The 17461-nt window shown below is 64.2% G+C and carries 13 protein-coding genes; 8 read left to right on the forward strand and 5 right to left on the reverse strand.

All coding sequences use genetic code 11. From position 1 onward, the window contains the following. Nucleotides 1-41: 41 nt before the first annotated feature. From BM382_RS22330 to BM382_RS22340, 3 genes are all read left to right on the forward strand, one after another. Nucleotides 42-3317, forward strand: a complete 3276-nt coding sequence (locus tag BM382_RS22330) for a transglutaminase family protein (protein ID WP_072443918.1) — start codon at nt 42-44, stop codon at nt 3315-3317. A gap of 87 nt (nt 3318-3404) precedes the next feature. Then, nucleotides 3405-5891, forward strand: coding sequence for a circularly permuted type 2 ATP-grasp protein (locus BM382_RS22335; protein ID WP_072443921.1), 2487 nt, complete (start codon nt 3405-3407; stop codon nt 5889-5891). After that, entirely contained in the window at nt 5891-6781 is an 891-nt protein-coding gene (locus tag BM382_RS22340; RefSeq protein ID WP_011058957.1) for a transglutaminase family protein, read from the forward strand. The genes BM382_RS22335 and BM382_RS22340 overlap by 1 nt, the downstream gene beginning before the upstream one ends. 109 nt (nt 6782-6890) lie before the next feature. On the opposite strand, the gene BM382_RS31905 is transcribed toward BM382_RS22340, so the two are convergent. Together BM382_RS31905 and BM382_RS22345 are read right to left on the reverse strand one after the other, a co-directional pair. Then, a complete protein-coding gene (locus BM382_RS31905; RefSeq protein WP_011058958.1) occupies nt 6891-7067 on the reverse strand; it encodes a hypothetical protein in 177 nt (58 codons plus the stop codon). Between the two features lie 68 nt (nt 7068-7135). Then, nucleotides 7136-7723, reverse strand: coding sequence for an LOG family protein (locus tag BM382_RS22345; RefSeq protein ID WP_019096143.1), 588 nt, complete (start codon nt 7721-7723; stop codon nt 7136-7138). A gap of 351 nt (nt 7724-8074) precedes the next feature. Here BM382_RS22345 and azu point away from each other — a divergent pair, with 351 nt between their 5' ends. Then, nucleotides 8075-8521: an azurin gene (azu, locus tag BM382_RS22350; protein ID WP_011058960.1), complete on the forward strand. Its 447-nt coding sequence runs from the start codon at nt 8075-8077 to the stop codon at nt 8519-8521. A gap of 153 nt (nt 8522-8674) precedes the next feature. Here azu and nadE read toward each other — a convergent pair whose 3' ends face one another. From nadE to BM382_RS22365, 3 genes are all read right to left on the reverse strand, one after another. Continuing rightward, complete coding sequence (gene nadE / locus BM382_RS22355) at nt 8675-9502, reverse strand: ammonia-dependent NAD(+) synthetase (protein WP_015633946.1); 828 nt, start codon at nt 9500-9502, stop codon at nt 8675-8677. Between the two features lie 3 nt (nt 9503-9505). After that, nucleotides 9506-10720: a nicotinate phosphoribosyltransferase gene (pncB, locus tag BM382_RS22360; protein WP_011058962.1), complete on the reverse strand. Its 1215-nt coding sequence runs from the start codon at nt 10718-10720 to the stop codon at nt 9506-9508. 202 nt (nt 10721-10922) lie between these two features. Further along, nucleotides 10923-11825 carry a LysR family transcriptional regulator gene (locus tag BM382_RS22365; protein WP_015633948.1) on the reverse strand — a complete coding sequence of 301 codons (903 nt, stop codon included), beginning with the start codon at nt 11823-11825 and terminating at the stop codon, nt 10923-10925. Between the two features lie 170 nt (nt 11826-11995). Between BM382_RS22365 and BM382_RS22370 the strand changes: the two genes are divergently transcribed. From BM382_RS22370 to BM382_RS22385, 4 genes are all read left to right on the forward strand, one after another. Beyond that, complete coding sequence (locus BM382_RS22370) at nt 11996-13486, forward strand: L-piperidine-6-carboxylate dehydrogenase (protein ID WP_072443923.1); 1491 nt, start codon at nt 11996-11998, stop codon at nt 13484-13486. A 113-nt stretch (nt 13487-13599) separates the two neighbouring features. Beyond that, the gene (locus tag BM382_RS22375) at nt 13600-14883 is read left to right on the forward strand and encodes an L-pipecolate oxidase (RefSeq protein WP_011058965.1); all 1284 of its coding nucleotides are present in this window, start codon (nt 13600-13602) and stop codon (nt 14881-14883) included. A 364-nt stretch (nt 14884-15247) separates the two neighbouring features. Beyond that, nucleotides 15248-16384 (forward strand): branched-chain amino acid ABC transporter substrate-binding protein, encoded by a 1137-nt coding sequence (locus tag BM382_RS22380; protein ID WP_011058966.1) that lies wholly within the window; start codon nt 15248-15250, stop codon nt 16382-16384. Between the two features lie 160 nt (nt 16385-16544). Further along, nucleotides 16545-17459, forward strand: a complete 915-nt coding sequence (locus tag BM382_RS22385; RefSeq protein WP_011058967.1) for an ABC transporter permease subunit — start codon at nt 16545-16547, stop codon at nt 17457-17459. Nucleotides 17460-17461: the final 2 nt, after the last annotated feature.

A 17461-nucleotide genomic window follows, 5' to 3' on the forward strand; every position in this document is an offset into this window, starting at 1 on the left:
GCGCAGGTTCTCCCACCGTTCAGGCTCGCAGGAGGCACGCCGTGTCGATTCATGTCGCATTGCACCATGTCACGCACTATCGCTACGACCGCGCCGTCGAACTGGGCCCGCAGATCGTCCGCCTGCGCCCGGCGGCCCACAGCCGCACGCGAATTTTTTCCTATGCGCTGAAGGTCCAGCCCGAGCAGCATTTCATCAATTGGCAGCAGGACCCGCAGGGCAATTACCTGGCGCGTCTGGTGTTCCCGGAAAAAACCAGCGAGCTGCGGATCGAAGTCGACCTGCTGGCGGAAATGGCGGTGTTCAACCCGTTCGATTTCTTCCTCGAGCCCTACGCCGAGCAGATTCCCTTCGCTTATGCCGCCGATGAACAGCGCGAGCTGGCGCCCTACCTGGAAACCCTGCCCCTGACGCCGAGGTTCCAGGCTTACCTGGACGCCATTTCGCGCTCACCGCTGCCGGCGGTGGATTTCCTGGTGGGCCTGAACCAGCGGTTGAGTGCCGACATCGCCTACCTGATCCGCATGGAGCCCGGGGTGCAGACTCCGGAGCAGACCCTGCTCAACGCCTCCGGCTCCTGCCGGGACTCGGCCTGGCTGCTGGTGCAATTGCTGCGCAACCTGGGGTTGGCGGCGCGCTTTGTCTCCGGCTACCTGATCCAGCTGACGGCGGATGTCAAATCCCTGGATGGCCCCTCCGGCACCGAGGTGGACTTCACCGACCTGCATGCCTGGTGCGAGGTGTACCTGCCGGGCGCCGGCTGGATCGGCCTGGATGCCACGTCCGGGCTGTTCGCCGGGGAAGGGCATATTCCCCTGGCCTGCAGCCCCGACCCCTCTTCAGCAGCGCCCATCACCGGGCTGGTGGAGCCCTGCGAATGCGAATTCAGCCATGAGATGAGTGTGGAGCGCATCTGGGAAGCGCCCCGGGTGACCAAGCCCTACACCGACGAGCAATGGCTGGCGATCCAGGCCCTGGGCCGGCAGATCGATGTCGACCTGCTGGAGGCGGATGTGCGCCTGACCATGGGCGGCGAACCGACTTTCGTCGCCATCGACGATCCCGATGGCCCGGAGTGGAACACGGCAGCCCTGGGGGCGAACAAGCGCCGCCTGGCCGGCGAGCTGTTCCAGCGCCTGCGCCAGCACTATGCGCCCCAGGGCCTGGTGCACTTCGGCCAGGGCAAGTGGTACCCGGGAGAGCAACTGCCGCGCTGGTCGCTGAATTGCCACTGGCGTCGCGACGGTGTACCGGTGTGGCGCAACAACGCGCTGATTGCCGACGAGCATGAAGATTACGCCGCCGATGCGCTGTTGGCCGGACGTTTTCTGGCCAGTGTCGCCGAGCGTCTGAAGCTGCCTGCGCGTTTTGTGTTTCCCGCCTACGAGGACAATTTCTACTACCTGTGGCGCGAAGGCGGCCTGCCGCTGAATGTCAGCGCCGAGGATTCGCGGCTGGAGGATGCCCTGGAGCGGCAGCGCCTGCGCAAGGTTTTCAGCCAGGGGCTGGACAAGGTCATCGGCCAGGTCCTGCCCTTGGCCCGTACCGCCAAGGGCGACCAGTGGCAGAGCGGGCGCTGGTACCTGCGCGATAGCCATTGCCGGCTGGTACCGGGTGATTCGCCCCTGGGCTATCGCTTGCCCCTGGCGTCCCAGCCTTGGGTGACGGCGGCGGAGTATCCGTTCATTCACGCCACCGATCCGAACCAGGATTTTCCCGAACTGGCGGGCGCGGCTCAGCTGGCAGCGATTGATGAGCCGGCAGTGGCGGACGAGCGGGTGCCCCAGGTGGACGAGTCCGCCGACTGGCTGACCCGTACCGCGCTCTGCGCCGAGGCGCGCGAGGGGCGGTTGTACCTGTTCATGCCGCCCCTGGAGCGTCTGGAGGATTACCTGCAACTGGTCAGCGTGATCGAGGCCACGGCCGAGGAGCTGCGCTGCCCGGTCTTGCTGGAGGGTTACGAGCCGCCGGCGGACCCTCGCTTGTGCAACTTCCGGGTGACCCCGGACCCGGGGGTGATTGAAGTCAACGTGCAGCCCTCGGTCAGTTGGGACGAGTTGGTGGAGCGCACCGAGTTTCTCTATGAGCAGGCCCGGCAGACGCGCCTGACCAGCGAGAAGTTCATGATCGATGGGCGCCACACCGGCACCGGCGGCGGCAACCATTTTGTCCTTGGCGGAGCCACCCCGGCCGACTCGCCGTTCCTGCGGCGTCCCGACCTGCTGCGCAGCCTGATCAGTTACTGGCACAACCACCCGTCGCTGTCCTACCTGTTTTCCGGGTTGTTCATCGGCCCCACGTCCCAGGCACCGAGGGTCGACGAGGCACGCAATGACGCGCTGTACGAGCTGGAGATTGCCTTCGCGCAGATGCCGGCTCCCGGCCAGGAGTGCGCGCCCTGGTTGGTGGACCGCCTGCTGCGCAACCTGTTGATCGATGTCACCGGCAACACCCATCGCGCCGAGTTCTGCATCGATAAGCTGTATTCGCCGGATGGCGCCACTGGGCGCCTTGGCCTGCTGGAGCTGCGGGCCTTTGAAATGCCGCCCCATGCGCGCATGAGCCTGGCCCAGCAGTTGCTGCTGCGGGCGCTGGTGGCGCGCTTCTGGCGCGAGCCTTACGCACCGGCCCGATTGGCGCGCTGGGGCACCGAACTGCACGATCGTTTTCTGTTGCCGCACTTTATCGAACAGGATTTCGCTGATGTGTTGGTAGAGCTGAATGCCGCCGGCTACCCGCTGCGGGCCGAATGGTTTGCCGCGCACCTGGAGTTCCGCTTTCCCAAGGTCGGCGATTACGCCGTCAGTGGCATCGAGCTGGAACTGCGCCAGGCCCTGGAGCCCTGGCATGTGCTGGGGGAGGAGGGCGCGGCGGGCGGCACGGTGCGTTATGTCGACTCTTCCCTGGAGCGCCTGCAGGTCAAGGTCGGCGGCCTGGTACCCGAGCGCCACGTGCTGACCTGCAATGGCGTGGCGCTGCCCCTGCATCCCACTGGGCGGGTCGGCGAGTTTGTCGCCGGGGTACGTTACCGCGCCTGGCAGCCGGCCAATTGCCTGCAACCCACTATCCCGGTGCATGCACCGCTGGTGTTCGACCTGCTCGATACCTGGATGCAGCGCTCCCTGGGCGGCTGCCAATACCATGTGGCCCACCCCGGCGGGCGTAATTACGACAGCCTGCCGGTGAATGCCAACGAGGCGGAAAGCCGGCGCATGGCGCGCTTCTTCCGCCTTGGCCATAGCCCGGGAAGCCTGGAGGTGCCGCCAGTGGTGATCAATGCCGAGTTGCCGCTGACCCTGGATTTGCGACGCTTCTAATCCACCTGCGACGCCTGTGAGATAGCCATATCCGGGCGTCATGGCGGTGCGTTAATCTGACTTTCCCTGCCGTCTGCCGAGTGTTCCATGCCTGACTTGCTAGACCGTTACCCGCTGACGGCGGGTACCTACCACGAGTTGCTGGATGACCAGGGCCAGGTCCGGGCGCACTGGCAGCGGCTGCTGGAACAGTTGCAGCGCAGCAGCCCCGGTCAACTGGCCCAGCGCCAGGCGCTGCTGACCCGGCAGATCCACGAGAACGGCGTCACCTACAACGTCTATGCCGACCCCAAGGGCGCCGACCGGCCCTGGGAACTGGACCTGTTGCCCCATGTGATCGCGGCGGATGAATGGCAGTTGCTGTCCACCGGAATCGCCCAGCGCGCTCGCCTGCTCAATGCCGTGCTGGCGGACCTGTATGGCCCGCAGCGGTTGATCCGCGAAGGGCTGTTGCCGGCGGAACTGGTGTTCGGCCACAACAATTTCCTCTGGCCGTGCCAGGGCATCCGCCCGCCGGAACAGGCCTTCCTGCACCTGTACGCCGTGGACCTGGCACGCAGCCCGGACGGGCGCTGGTGGGTCACCGCCGACCGTACCCAGGCGCCCTCCGGGGCCGGCTATGCCCTGGAGAACCGCATGAGCGTGTCCCGGGCGTTCCCCGACCTGTACCGCGACCTGCAAGTGCAGCACCTGGCCGGGTTCTTCCGCACCCTGCAGGAAACCCTGGCCCGCCAGGCACCCCGGGACAGCGAAGCGCCGCTGGTGGTGCTGCTGACGCCAGGGCGGTTCAACGAGAGCTATTTCGAGCACCTGTACCTGGCGCGACAGCTTGGCTACCCGCTGGTGGAGGGCGGCGACCTGACCGTGCGTGATGCCACGGTGTACCTCAAGACTCTCAGCGGCCTGCGCCGGGTGCACGCCATCATGCGTCGCCTGGACGACGATTTCTGCGATCCGCTGGAGTTGCGCACCGACTCGGCCCTGGGGGTTCCCGGGCTGCTGGACGCGGTGCGCCAGGGCCGGGTGCTGGTGGCCAACGCCCTGGGCAGCGGGGTGCTGGAATCCCCCGGCCTGCTGGGCTTCCTGCCGAAGATCAGCCAGTTTCTGCTGGGCGAGGAACTGCTTCTACCGTCCATCGCTACCTGGTGGTGCGGCGAGGCCCCGGTGCTGCAGCAGGCCCTGGAAAAACTCCCGGATCTGCTGGTCAAGCCGGCCTTCGCTTCCCAGAGCTTCACCCCGGTGCTGGGCCGCGACCTGGACCCCGAGCAACGCCGGCAATTGGCTGAGCGCATGCGGGCGCGGCCCTATGCCTATGTCGCCCAGGAATTGCCGCAACTGTCCCAGGCGCCGGTCTGGCAGGCCGAGAACGGGCAGCTGCAGCCCCGTGCCATCGGCATGCGGGTGTACGCGGTGGCCAGCGAGGACGGCTACCGGGTGCTGCCCGGAGGCCTGACCCGGGTCGCTGCCCAGGCCGGTGCCGAAGTGGTGTCGATGCAGCGCGGTGGCGCCAGCAAGGACACCTGGGTGCTGGGGGAGCGGGCGCCCAGCGGCGAGCAGTGGAAGGCCCAGCGCACCATCGGCGTGTATGACCTGGTGCGCCGCGATCCCTACCTGCCGTCGCGGGTGGTGGAAAACCTGTTCTGGTTCGGCCGTTATTGCGAGCGCTGTGACGACAGTGCGCGGCTGCTGCGGATCATGCTGGCGCGCTATGTCGACGGCGATGACCCTCAAGCCTTGCTGGCCGCGGTGGACCTGGGAGAAAGCCTGATGCTGCTGCCGGATGAGGGCGAGCTGCCCGAGCGCCTGCTGGCGGCCCTGTTGGGTGAGGACTGGTCCTTCAGCCTGCGCTCCAACCTGCAACGCTTGCAGTGGGCGGCTTCCCAGGTACGCGGCAAGCTGTCCCGGGAAAACTGGCAGGCCCTGGTGGAGCTGCAGCGCGAGGCCCAGGAGCTGGACACTCCGGAGCCGGATTTCGCCGAACTGCTGGATTTTCTCAACCGCCTGGTGATGTCCCTGGCGGCGCTCTCTGGGTTCGCCCTGGACGACATGACTCGCGACGAAGGCTGGCGCTTCCTGATGATTGGCCGGCGCATCGAGCGCCTGCAGTTCCTCAGCAGCAGCCTCGCGGCCTTCCTGCGGGGCACCGCGGCCTTCGACCAGGCCGGCCTGGACTGGCTGCTGGAGCTGGGTAACAGCAGCATCACCTACCGGTCGCGCTACCTGGCGGTGGCGCAGTTGATTCCGGTCCTCGACCTGTTGCTGCTGGATGAACAGAACCCCCACGCCGTGTTGTTCCAGCTCAAGCTGGTGACCCGCACCCTCAAGCGCCTCAACGATGATTTCGGCGTGCCCCGCGAGCTGGCGCTGCCGCGGCTGGTGGAGCGCCTGGCGCATTTCGACCTGGGCTGCCTGGAGAACTCGCTGTTCGGCGAGGTCAGTGTGCGCGCCGCAGTGGAGGGCCTGGCGGACCTGCTGCAGGAGATCGCCGAGGTCAGCGGGCAGGTTTCGGACCGCCTGGCGCTGCGGCATTTCGCCCATGTGGATGATGTCAGCCAGCAAACGGTGTCGGTCTGATGAGCGCGCGCTACCAGGTGTTCCACGACACCCACTACCGCTACGACAGCCCGGTGTCCCTGGCCCAGCAACTGGCGCACCTGTGGCCCCGGGCCTGTGCCTGGCAACTGTGCAGCGAGCGGCAATTGCTGATCAGCCCCGACCCTACCAGCCGTCGTGACGAGCAGGATGTATTCGGCAACCCGCTGACCCGCCTGGCCTTCGAGCGGCCCCATGACGAATTGCTGGTCAATGCCCAGCTCAGTGTCGAGGTGCTGGAGCGGCCGGCGCTGGATTTTGCCGCGTCACTGCCCTGGGATGCCGCCCGCGGCGCCCTGACCTACAGTGGCCAGCCCTTGTCCGAGGCGTTGCTGGAAGCCTGTCGCTACCGTTTCGAATCGCCTTATGTGCATCTGAAGCAGAGTTTTGTCGAGTTCTGCGCCAGTTGCTTCGTACCGGGGCGGCCGCTGTTGCAGGGCGCCCAGGCGTTGATGGAGAAGATCTTCAGTGAGTTCACTTTCGACGCCGAAGCCACCCAGGTGGCGACGCCGCTGGTGGAGGTGCTGGAACGTCGGCGCGGGGTGTGCCAGGACTTCGCCCACCTGATGCTGGCCTGCCTGCGCTCGCGAGGGCTGGCGGCGCGCTATGTCAGTGGCTACCTGCTGACCCAGCCACCGCCGGGGCAGCCGCGGCTGATCGGCGCCGATGCTTCCCATGCCTGGGTTTCAGTGTTTTGCCCGGTGCTGGGCTGGGTGGATTTCGACCCGACCAACAACGTGCAGCCGGCGCTGGAGCACATCACCCTGGCCTGGGGCCGGGATTTTTCCGATGTGTCGCCGTTGCGTGGGGTGATTCTGGGAGGGGGCAGCCATGACCCGGATGTTCGGGTCACCGTCATGCCCCTGGCATGACACTGCCATCTCCGACCTTGCAGGAGCCGGCTTGCCAGCGATGGGGCCTGCGGATATTGCGTAGGGCTGGAGAGCGCTTTCGCTGGCCAGCCAGCTCCTACGGGGCAGGTCAGGCCTGGGGGGCCTCGGGTTCGGCGTCGTCGACGCTCACTTCACCTTCTGCATCCGGGTTCAGTGCGCTGGTTTCTTCAGCGGCGGCTTTCTTGCGTTGCAGCTTTTCCTCTTTCTTCTGTTCCTTGGCCAAGTCACGTTGACGTTTGGCGAAGGAGTAGTTGGGTTTGGCCATGGGCGATCCTCTGGGGTCGAAGGTGAGGTTGAGCGGCGCGTATTCTGCCTGTTATCGGGGCCGGGTGGTTAACTGGGTTTGCCTTCGGCCCATTTGTCCGGGACCGTCGGTTGCCAGGCGTCCAGCGCATCCAGCAGGCCGGCCGGCGACTCGCTCATTTGCAGCATGTCACGGTGCGGGGCACGGACGAAGCCTTCGCCGACGATATGATCGAGAAAACCGCTGAGTTTTTCGTAGAAGCCATTCACTTCCAGCAGTCCGAGCGGCTTGTGGTGGTAGCCCAACTGGCCCCAGGTCCAGACTTCGAACAGTTCTTCCAGGGTTCCCAGGCCGCCGGGCAGGGCGATGAAGGCGTCGCTGAGCTCGGCCATGCGCGCCTTGCGGGCGTGCATGCCGTCCACCACTTCCAGACGGGTCAGGCCGCGATGGCCGATTTCCTTGTCCTTCAGGCTTTGCGGAATGATCCCGATGACTTCGCCCCCGGCCGCCAGGGCGGCGTCGGCGACGATGCCCATCAGCCCTACCGCGCCGCCGCCATACACCAGGGTCAGCTTGCGCTCGGCGATGGCCCGGCCCAGGGCCTGGGCGGCTTCACGATAGAGAGGGTTGGCGCCGGTGCTGGCGCCACAGAATACACAGACAGAAGTTAACGACATGCCTTACTCCGAGGTCATTGATGGCCTCAGAGTAAAGGCTCGCCGGCCTCGCTCCAAGTATTAAACCTCCCGTTGCGGGGTTTCATGGGTACCGCTGGCGCCACAGGCGTAGGCGGCGAGCAAGCTGCGAAACAGGCTGTTCAACGGCATGAGGGTGACTCCGATCAGGGACGATGGCGTGATTCTAGAAGCGTGCCATGCCGCTGGCCGGTTGATTGTCTTGATCAGGTCGATAGCAGAGAGTTGTATACAATTTTTTGATGCAAATCATAGGAACTTGCGAGAAATTCAGGCAGTCTTCCGTCCCATGGATTCAGATGGATTTTGTTAACCCTGCCTTGGAGATTCACCATGTTTGCCAAACTCGTTGCGGTATCCCTGTTGACACTGGCCAGCAGCCAACTGATGGCCGCCGAATGCAAGGTCGATGTCGACTCTACCGACCAGATGTCCTTCAACACTAAGGAAATCACCATCGACAAGAGCTGCAAGACCTTCACCGTGAACCTGACCCACTCCGGCAGCCTGCCGAAGAACGTCATGGGCCACAACTGGGTACTGAGCAAGACCGCAGACATGGCTGGCATCGCCACCGACGGCATGGCCGCCGGCATCGACAAGAGCTACCTGAAGGAAGGCGACACCCGCGTCATCGCCCACACCAAGATCATCGGTGCCGGCGAGAAAGATTCGGTGACCTTCGACGTATCGAAGCTGACCGCTGGCGAAAGCTACCAGTTCTTCTGCTCGTTCCCAGGCCACAACTCGATGATGAAAGGCGCTGTGGTCCTGAAGTAAGCATCAGGCCCGGCTGCAACAAGAAAGCGCCCCCAGGGGCGCTTTTTTTGTGTGCATCCGTAGGAGCGGGCTTGCCCGCGAAGAGGCCCTCGAGCCTTGTGCAGCACAAACGGCCCATTCGCCGGCAAGCCGGCACCTACAGAGCGAGGCGGGTCATGGGGCGAAGGGCATGACGCGTTTGTGATGGGTCTTGCGGTAGGTGTCGCAGATGATCTTGAAGGCTTCCTCACGTACCGGCTGGCCATGCAGGAAGGCGTCGATCTCGGCGTAGGTGACGCCGTGGGATGCTTCGTCCGGCTTGCCCGGCGACAGGTCTTCGAGGTCGGCGGTAGGGACCTTTTCCACCAGGGATTCCGGGGCACCGAAGTGGCGGGCAATGGAGCGCACTTGGTTTTTCACCAGGCCGCTCAGGGGCGCCAGGTCGCAGGCGCCGTCACCGAACTTGGTAAAGAAACCCATCACCGCTTCGGCGGCGTGGTCGGTACCTATCACCAGGCCATGGGCGGCGCCGGCGATGGTGTACTGGGCCACCATGCGCATCCGCGCCTTGGTGTTGCCGAGGACGAAATCCCGTGATACCGCGTGCTGCCCCTCGAAGGCCGCCACTTCGTTGGCCAGGGCCCTGACCGCCGGGCCGATGTTCACGGTGTGGCGTTCGTCAGGGTTGATGAAGTCCACCGAGGCCTGGGCATCGTGCTCGTCGAACTGGGTCTCATAGGGCAGGCGCACGGCAATGAAGCGGTAGCCATCGTCTCCGCTGCGTTCGCGTAATTCACGCATCGCCCGTTGGGCCAGCAGGCCGGCGGTCAGTGAGTCGACACCGCCGCTGATGCCCAGCACCAGGGATTTGAGCCCGGAATTGACCAGGCAGTCCTGGATGAAGCGGATGCGCCGGGCGATTTCTGCCTCAAGGGCGGCGTGGTCGGGAAAAGGTGCTTGGACCTTGAGCTGCTGCGCAATCTCACGCTGTACGGCTTGCATGATTCACTCCTTGCCAGGTTGGGCAGGTACTTGGAAAACGTGGCGCAAGTAAGCGACGAAGTTCGGATCCTTGCAATGGGTCTTGCCCGCTTCATCGGAGATCTTGGCGACGGGCTGGCCATTGCAGGCAGCCATTTTAAGCACGATGCTCATCGGCTCGACACCGGGAATGTCACAGGTCAGGTTGGTGCCGATGCCGAAGCTGACATTGATCCGCCCCCGCAGCGCACGGAATATTTCCAGGGCGCGCGGCAGGCTCAGGCTGTCGGAGAACACCAGGGTCTTGCTCATCGGATCGATGCCCAGCTTGTGGTAGTGGGCGATGGCCTTTTCCGCCCAGAGGATCGGGTCGCCGGAGTCGTGGCGCAGGCCGTCGAACAGCTTGGCGAAGAACAGGTCGAAATCGCCGAGGAAGGCATCGGTGGTGATGCAATCCGTCAGGGCGATGCCCAGCAAGCCACGGTATTCGCGGACCCAGCAGTCGAGGGCGGCGATCTGGCTGTCGATCAGCCGCGGCCCCAGTTGCTGGTGGGCCATGATCCATTCGTGGGCCATGGTGCCCAGGGGTTTCATGTTCAGTTCCCGGGACAGGTGCACGTTGCTGGTGCCGACAAAACGTCCGGGGAAATCGTGCTTGAGCACGTTCACTACTTCTTCCTGGACTCGGTAGGAAAAGCGTCGGCGGGTGCCGAAATCCGCCACTTGCAGCTCGGAAAGTTCTTCGCTGCTGGCGTTGGCGGTCAGCCAGTCGAACTTGCGGTACAGCTGCTCGCGGGCCTGGACCAGCTGGATCTCGCGATAGCGGTAGCGGTTGCGCACCTCGCTGATGATGGCCAGCATCGGCACTTCGAACAGGATCACGTGCAGCCAGGGGCCGCGCAGGCGGATAAACAGCTCGCCGTCCTCGATGCCGGTATGCACGTAGCGCAGGTTGAAGCGAAACAGCCCGAGAAAGCGCAGGAAATCCGGCTTGAGGAAGCTGATCCGTTCGAGAAAGCCCAACTGGTCGGCGCTCAGGCTCAGATCCGCCAGGCGCTCGAACTGGTAGCGGATCTCTGCCAGATAGGGCCGCAGGTCCTCGCTGTTACGGCAACGAAACTCCCATTCCACCTCGACGTTGGGGTAGTTGTGCAGCACCGCCTGCATCATGGTCAGTTTGTAGAAGTCGGTGTCGAGCAGGTTCTGCACGATGCGATCGGCAAACACACTCTCGCTCATAACGGGAATCTCCATGCTGGCCGCGACGGACAAGTGCGGCATTCAGCTCTTTCAATGAAGGCGCTAGTGGCGCATAGACGCGCAGCGCTTTGCCAGTGTTTTTTGTGGCGGGCCATTCTCCGGCCGTAGGAGCTGGCTTGCCAGCGAACGGATCTTCAGTCTTGAGCAGGGCTCAAGGGCCCCATCGCCGGCAAACCGGCTCCTACGGGAGGGGCGAGTCGTTGTGTTCGAGCATCCAGCGCACGAAGTCCCGGACCTTGGGCACTTCCGCCGAGTGTTCGGGGTAGGCCAGGTAATAGGCGTCCTGGCTGGGCATGGCGTATTCCCAGGCGATCACCAGCTTGCCTTCAGCCAGTTCTTCTTCCACCAGAAAACGTGGCAGCAGGGCGACCCCGCAGCCGACCTGGGCCGCACGGATGCACATATAGAAGGTTTCGAAGCGTGGGCCGTGGTAGCTGTGCTCGGTCTGGTAGCCCTGTTGGTCGAACCATTCGTGCCAGCCCTGGGGCCGTGAAGCGTTTTGCAACAGCACCAGTTCAGTGAGTTGCCTGGGGTCGGTCAAGGGCTCGGCGGGCAGGCTGTCAGGGGCGCAGACCGCCACCAGCTCTTCGCTGAACAGCTTCAGGCTCTCGGTGCCGGGGCGTGAACCCTGGCCAAAGTAGAAGGCCAGGTCGGCATGGCCCTGGAGCAGTTCGTCAGGCTCTTGCTCATTGCACAGGTCCAGGTGGATGTGCGGGTGGCGCAGTCGCCAGCCCTTGAGGCGCGGCACCAGCCAGCGGGCGCCAAAAGTGTAGGGCGTGGAGACTCGTAGGACTTCGGTCTCGCCGCCGTAGGAACGCAGGTAATGGGTAGACATCTCCACCTGGGTGAGGATCTTGCGCACCTCCACCAGGTACAGGTCGCCGGCCGGAGTCAGTTGCAGGCGCCGCCGTACCCGACGAAACAGCAGGTGTTGCAGCAGCTCTTCCAGTTGCGCCACTTGCTTGCTCACCGCGCTCTGGGTCAGGTTGAGCTCTTCGGCCGCACGGGTGAAGCTCAGGTGCCGGGTCACGGCCTCGAAGCACTGCAGGGCGGTGATCGACGGCAAGTAGCGTTTGTTGAGCATGGGTGGTCCTTGTTCTTATGGGTGCCAGCGAGCGGCTCAGCATGAATAAACGGAATGATATCTCGCTTAAAGGTCGTTTGTTGGCAAGTCTCGGGCCAGCTACAACTACTAGCCTTGATGGCCGTCGCAGCGGCCTGGTTCTTTCGCTTTCATCTGTAAGGAGTAACCCCATGGTTGCCGCATTGCTTGATCGTCTGGGTGTCAACCCGGCCCTGTACCAGTCGGGCACCCAGCCTGTGCACTCGCCCATCGACGGCAGCCGGATCGCCGCGGTGAACTGGCAGGGCGCCGCCGAGGTGGAGCAGCAGGTCAGTCGCGCAGAGCATGCATTCGCCCTGTGGCGCAAGGTGCCGGCACCCCGTCGCGGCGAGCTGGTGCGGCAATTCGGCGAGGTGCTGCGCGAGTACAAGGCCGACCTGGGGGAGCTGGTGTCCTGGGAAGCCGGCAAGATCACCCAGGAAGGCCTGGGGGAAGTGCAGGAAATGATCGACATCTGCGACTTCGCCGTCGGCCTGTCGCGCCAGCTCTACGGCCTGACCATCGCCTCCGAGCGCCCGGGCCATCACATGCGTGAAACCTGGCATCCCCTGGGGGTTGTCGGGGTGATCAGCGCCTTCAACTTCCCGGTAGCGGTCTGGGCCTGGAACACCACCCTGGCGCTGGTCTGCGGCAACCCGGTGATCTGGAAACCCTCGGAAAAGACCCCGCTCACCGCCCTGGCCTGCCAGGCGCTGCTGGAGCGCGTGTTGAAGAACTTCCAGGATGCTCCCGAATACCTGAGCCAGGTGATCATCGGCGGCCGTGATGCCGGTGCCGCCCTGGTGGACGATCCGCGGGTGGCCCTGATCAGCGCCACCGGCAGTACCCGTATGGGCCGCGAAGTGGCGCCCAAGGTGGCCGCGCGTTTTGCCCGCAGCATTCTCGAACTGGGGGGCAACAATGCCATGATTCTCGGCCCCAGCGCCGACCTGGACATGGCGGTGCGCGCCATCCTGTTCAGCGCCGTGGGTACCGCCGGCCAGCGTTGCACCACCCTGCGTCGCCTGATTGCCCACGAGTCGGTGAAAGAGGAAATCATCAGCCGCCTCAAGACGGCCTATTCCAAGGTGCGCATCGGCCATCCGCTGGAAGGCAACCTGATCGGCCCGCTGATCGACAAGCACAGTTTCGAGGCCATGCAGGATGCCCTGGAGCAGGCCCTGAGCGAGGGCGGCCGGGTCTTCGGCGGCCAGCGCCAGTTGCAGGACCAGTTCCCCAACGCCTACTACGTGTCGCCGGCCATCGTCGAAATGCCCTCGCAGAGCGAGGTGGTGTGCAGCGAAACCTTCGCGCCGATCCTCTATGTGATCGGCTACAACGACTTCGAAGAAGCGCTGCGCCTGAACAACGCCGTGCCTCAGGGCCTGTCGTCCTGCATCTTCACCACCGACGTGCGTGAAGCCGAGCAGTTCATGTCGGCGGTGGGCAGCGACTGCGGCATCGCCAACGTCAACATCGGCCCCAGCGGCGCAGAGATCGGCGGCGCCTTCGGCGGCGAGAAGGAAACCGGCGGCGGTCGCGAATCCGGCTCCGATGCCTGGCGCGGCTACATGCGGCGCCAGACCAACACCGTCAACTACTCCCGGGAGCTGCCGCTGGCCCAGGGCATCACCTTCGATTAAGTCTTTTCGCGAGCACGCTCGCTCCTACGGGGAGGTTTGTAGGAGCCAGCTTGCTGGCGAACAGCGGCAAGTGCGTTTCAGCGTCTGTGGTTCGTTGATTTCGGAGTCTGGCAATGGCGCTACAAGAACAATGTCTGTGGGAAACACTCACCCCGCAACGGCCTGACAGAGCGCCGCTCAAGGGCGAGCTGACGGCGGATGTGTGCATCATCGGCGCCGGCTTCACCGGGCTGTCGGCCGCCGTGCATTTGCTGGAGCAGGGCAAGCGGGTCTGTGTGGTCGAAGCCCATCGCGCGGGGCACGGCGGTTCAGGGCGCAACGTCGGGCTGGTGAACGCCGGCATGTGGATCCCGCCGGACGAGATCGAGGCCGGTTTCGGCGAGCAGGTGGGCAGCCAGCTCAACCGCATGCTCGGCGCGGCGCCGTCATTGGTGTTCAGCCTGGTGGACAAGTACCACATCGATTGCCAGCTGCGCCGCGAAGGCACTTTGCACATGGCCCACAACGCCCGGGGCGAGGCCGATCTGCGCAGCCGTGAAGAACAGTGGAAACGTCGCGGGGCCCCGGTGGAGTTGCTGACCGGCGCGGCGTGCGAGGCGGCCACCGGCACTCGCAAGATTGCCGCGGCCCTGCTCGACCGGCGGGCGGGAACCCTCAACCCCATGGCTTACGTCAGCGGCCTGGCCAGGGCGGCGACGGAATTGGGCGGGCGTCTGTTCGACCATTCCCCGGTCACCCGCCTGGAGCGCCAGGGCCAGCGCTGGTCGGTGCAGACCGAGCAGGGCTCGGTGCTGGCCGAGCAGGTGGTGATCGCCTCCAACGCCTACACCGAAGGCGACTGGACCGAGCTGCGGCGCAACTTCTTCCCCGGCTACTACTACCAGGTGGCTTCCGCGCCCCTGACCGAAGAAGCGGCCCGGCAGATCCTGCCCGGGGGCCAGGGCTCCTGGGATACCCGACAGGTGCTCAGCAGCATCCGCCGGGATGCCGAGGGCCGCCTGTTGCTGGGCAGCCTGGGCAATGGCAGCCAGAAGCCCTTGTGGTTCCTCAAGGCCTGGGCCGACCGCGTACAGCAGCATTACTTCCCGTACCTCAAGCCGGTGGAGTGGGAATGCACCTGGACCGGCTGCATCGCCTTCACCCCCGACCACCTGATGCGCCTGTTCGAGCCGGCCCCGGGCCTGGTGGCTGTCACCGGTTACAACGGCCGGGGCGTGACCACCGGAACCGTGGTGGGCAAGGCCTTCGCCGACTACCTGTGCAACGGCGACCCCCAGGCCCTGCCGATCCCCTTCGCAGCCATGCAGCCCCTGGCCGGCGTGGGCTTGCGCAGTTGCCTGTACGAAGCCGGCTTCTCCCTCTACCACGCGGGCCAGTGCCTGCGAATTGTGATCTGAACAAGGAAATAGTGGGCGGCCGACGACGCTTTTCGATGCAGCGACTAGCCTGTAATGGTGCGGCTCGTAGCAGTCTCGCACCAGCAGTGTGCAGTTCGGTGACGCGAGCTGTTACAGCAGGGTTGCACGTTGAATTGTGTCGCGGTTGCAATGATGGCACGCATGGGTTGCGCCCATTAAAAAGCAGGGTTTCACCTTCCGCGGTTTAGACGGTTGCACGCCCAATAAAAAAGGGCTCGAAACAGTCGAAATAACAATAAGACAGCGACTTTTTTCAGAATAAAAAACCACTGGCACGGCGCTTGCTCTGAGCAACCTTAGTGAAGTCGCAGTGCCAACTAAAAAAACCTTGGAGCACCACCTCATGTCCCAGACGTTTTACAAGAAAGGCTTTCTGGCCCTCGCAGTGGCAACTGCGCTGGGTGTTTCTGCGTTTGCTCAAGCCGACCTGAAGATCGGTGTAGCGGGTCCCATGACAGGCGCCAACGCGGCATTTGGCGAGCAGTACATGAAGGGTGCACAGGCAGCGGCTGACGAGATCAACGCCAAGGGCGGGGTCAATGGCGAGAAGATCGTCCTGGTCAAGGGCGATGACGCCTGTGAACCCAAGCAGGCGGTGGCAGTGGCCAACCGCCTGGTGGACCAGGACAAGGTGGCTGGCGTGGTCGGGCACTTCTGCTCCTCGTCGACCATTCCGGCTTCCGAGGTGTACAGCGACGCCGGTGTGATTGCCATCACCCCGGGCTCCACCAACCCCCAGGTCACCGAGCGTGGCCTCTCCGCGATGTTCCGCATGTGCGGGCGTGACGACCAGCAGGGCATCGTCGCCGGTGACTACATCATCGATGTGCTCAAGGGCAAGAAAGTCGTGGTGCTGCACGACAAGGACACCTACGGCCAGGGCCTGGCGGATGCCACCAAGGCACAGTTGACCAAGCGCGGCGTGACCCCGGTGCTGTACGAGGGCCTGACCCGTGGCGAGAAAGACTTCAGCGCCGTGGTGACCAAGATCCGCGCCGCCGGCGCCGACGTGGTGTACTTCGGCGGCCTGCATCCGGAAGCCGGTCCGCTGGTACGCCAACTGCGCGAGCAGGGCCTGAAGGACGTCAAGTTCATGTCCGACGACGGCATCGTTACCGACGAATTGGTGACCACCGCCGGTGGCCCGCAATACGTTGACGGCGTGTACATGACCTTCGGCGCCGACCCGCGCCTGCTGCCAGACAGCAAGGCCGTGGTGGATGCCTTCCGCAAGGCCGGCACCGAGCCAGAGGGCTATACCCTGTACGCTTATGCCTCGATCCAGGCCCTGGCGGCCGGCTTCGGCGGCGCCAAGTCCAACAAGGGCGAAGATGCGGCCAAATGGCTCAAGGCCAATCCGGTGAAAACCGTGATGGGCGAGAAGTCCTGGGACGCCAAGGGTGACCTCAAGGTTTCCGACTACGTGGTCTATCAGTGGGACAAGGACGGCAAGTACCACCAGCTGGAAAAACAGAAGTGACATGAGTCCGAACGGGCCGGTACCCCCCCTGGTACCGGTCCCTGCTCGTGCAGTACTTGCCTTTTCTCGTAGAGCTGCACAACGGACGTGTTGCGCAGACGGGTGATCCCTGTCCGGCGTCGACGGCCTGTGCAGTCTCTCAAGTCCGTGAGATTGCGTTATGGATGGTATTTTCCTGCAGCAACTGATCAATGGGCTGACCCTCGGGTCCGTCTACGGTCTGATCGCCATCGGCTACACAATGGTCTATGGCATCATCGGCATGATCAACTTCGCCCACGGCGAGGTTTACATGATTTCCGCCTACCTCGCGGCAATCAGTCTGGCTCTGCTGGCCTATTTCGGCATTGAATCCTTCCCGCTACTCATTCTCGGCACGCTGATCTTCACCGTCGTGGTGACGGGGATCTATGGCTGGGTCATCGAGCGCGTGGCCTACAAACCCCTGCGCAACTCCACCCGCCTGGCGCCGCTGATCAGCGCCATCGGCATTTCGCTGATCCTGCAGAACTACGCGCAGATCAGCCAGGGCGCCAAGCAGCAAGGGGTTCCGACCCTGCTGGCCGGGGCCTGGAAAGTCGATATCGGCACAGGCTTCGTGCAGCTTACCTACACCAAGATCTTCATCCTGGTGGCGGCGTTCGCCGGCATGGCACTGCTCACCTACATCATCAAGTACACCAAGCTCGGGCGTATGTGCCGGGCCACCCAGCAAGACCGCAAGATGGCCTCGATCCTCGGCATCAACACCGACCGGGTGATCTCCTACGTGTTCGTCATCGGCGCGGCCATGGCGGCCCTGGCCGGGGTGCTGATCACCATGAACTACGGCACGTTCGACTTCTATGCCGGCTTCGTCATCGGCATCAAGGCGTTCACCGCGGCGGTACTCGGCGGCATCGGCTCGTTGCCTGGGGCGATGCTCGGCGGGATCATCCTCGGCATCTCCGAGTCGCTGTTCTCCGGCTTGATCAACTCCGACTACAAAGACGTGTTCAGTTTCTCGCTGCTGGTGCTGATCCTGATCTTCCGTCCCCAAGGCCTGCTGGGTCGCCCACTCGTGGCGAAGGTGTAAGT

This window comes from Pseudomonas sp. NFPP25 (assembly GCF_900116505.1).
GTDB lineage: Bacteria > Pseudomonadota > Gammaproteobacteria > Pseudomonadales > Pseudomonadaceae > Aquipseudomonas > Aquipseudomonas protegens.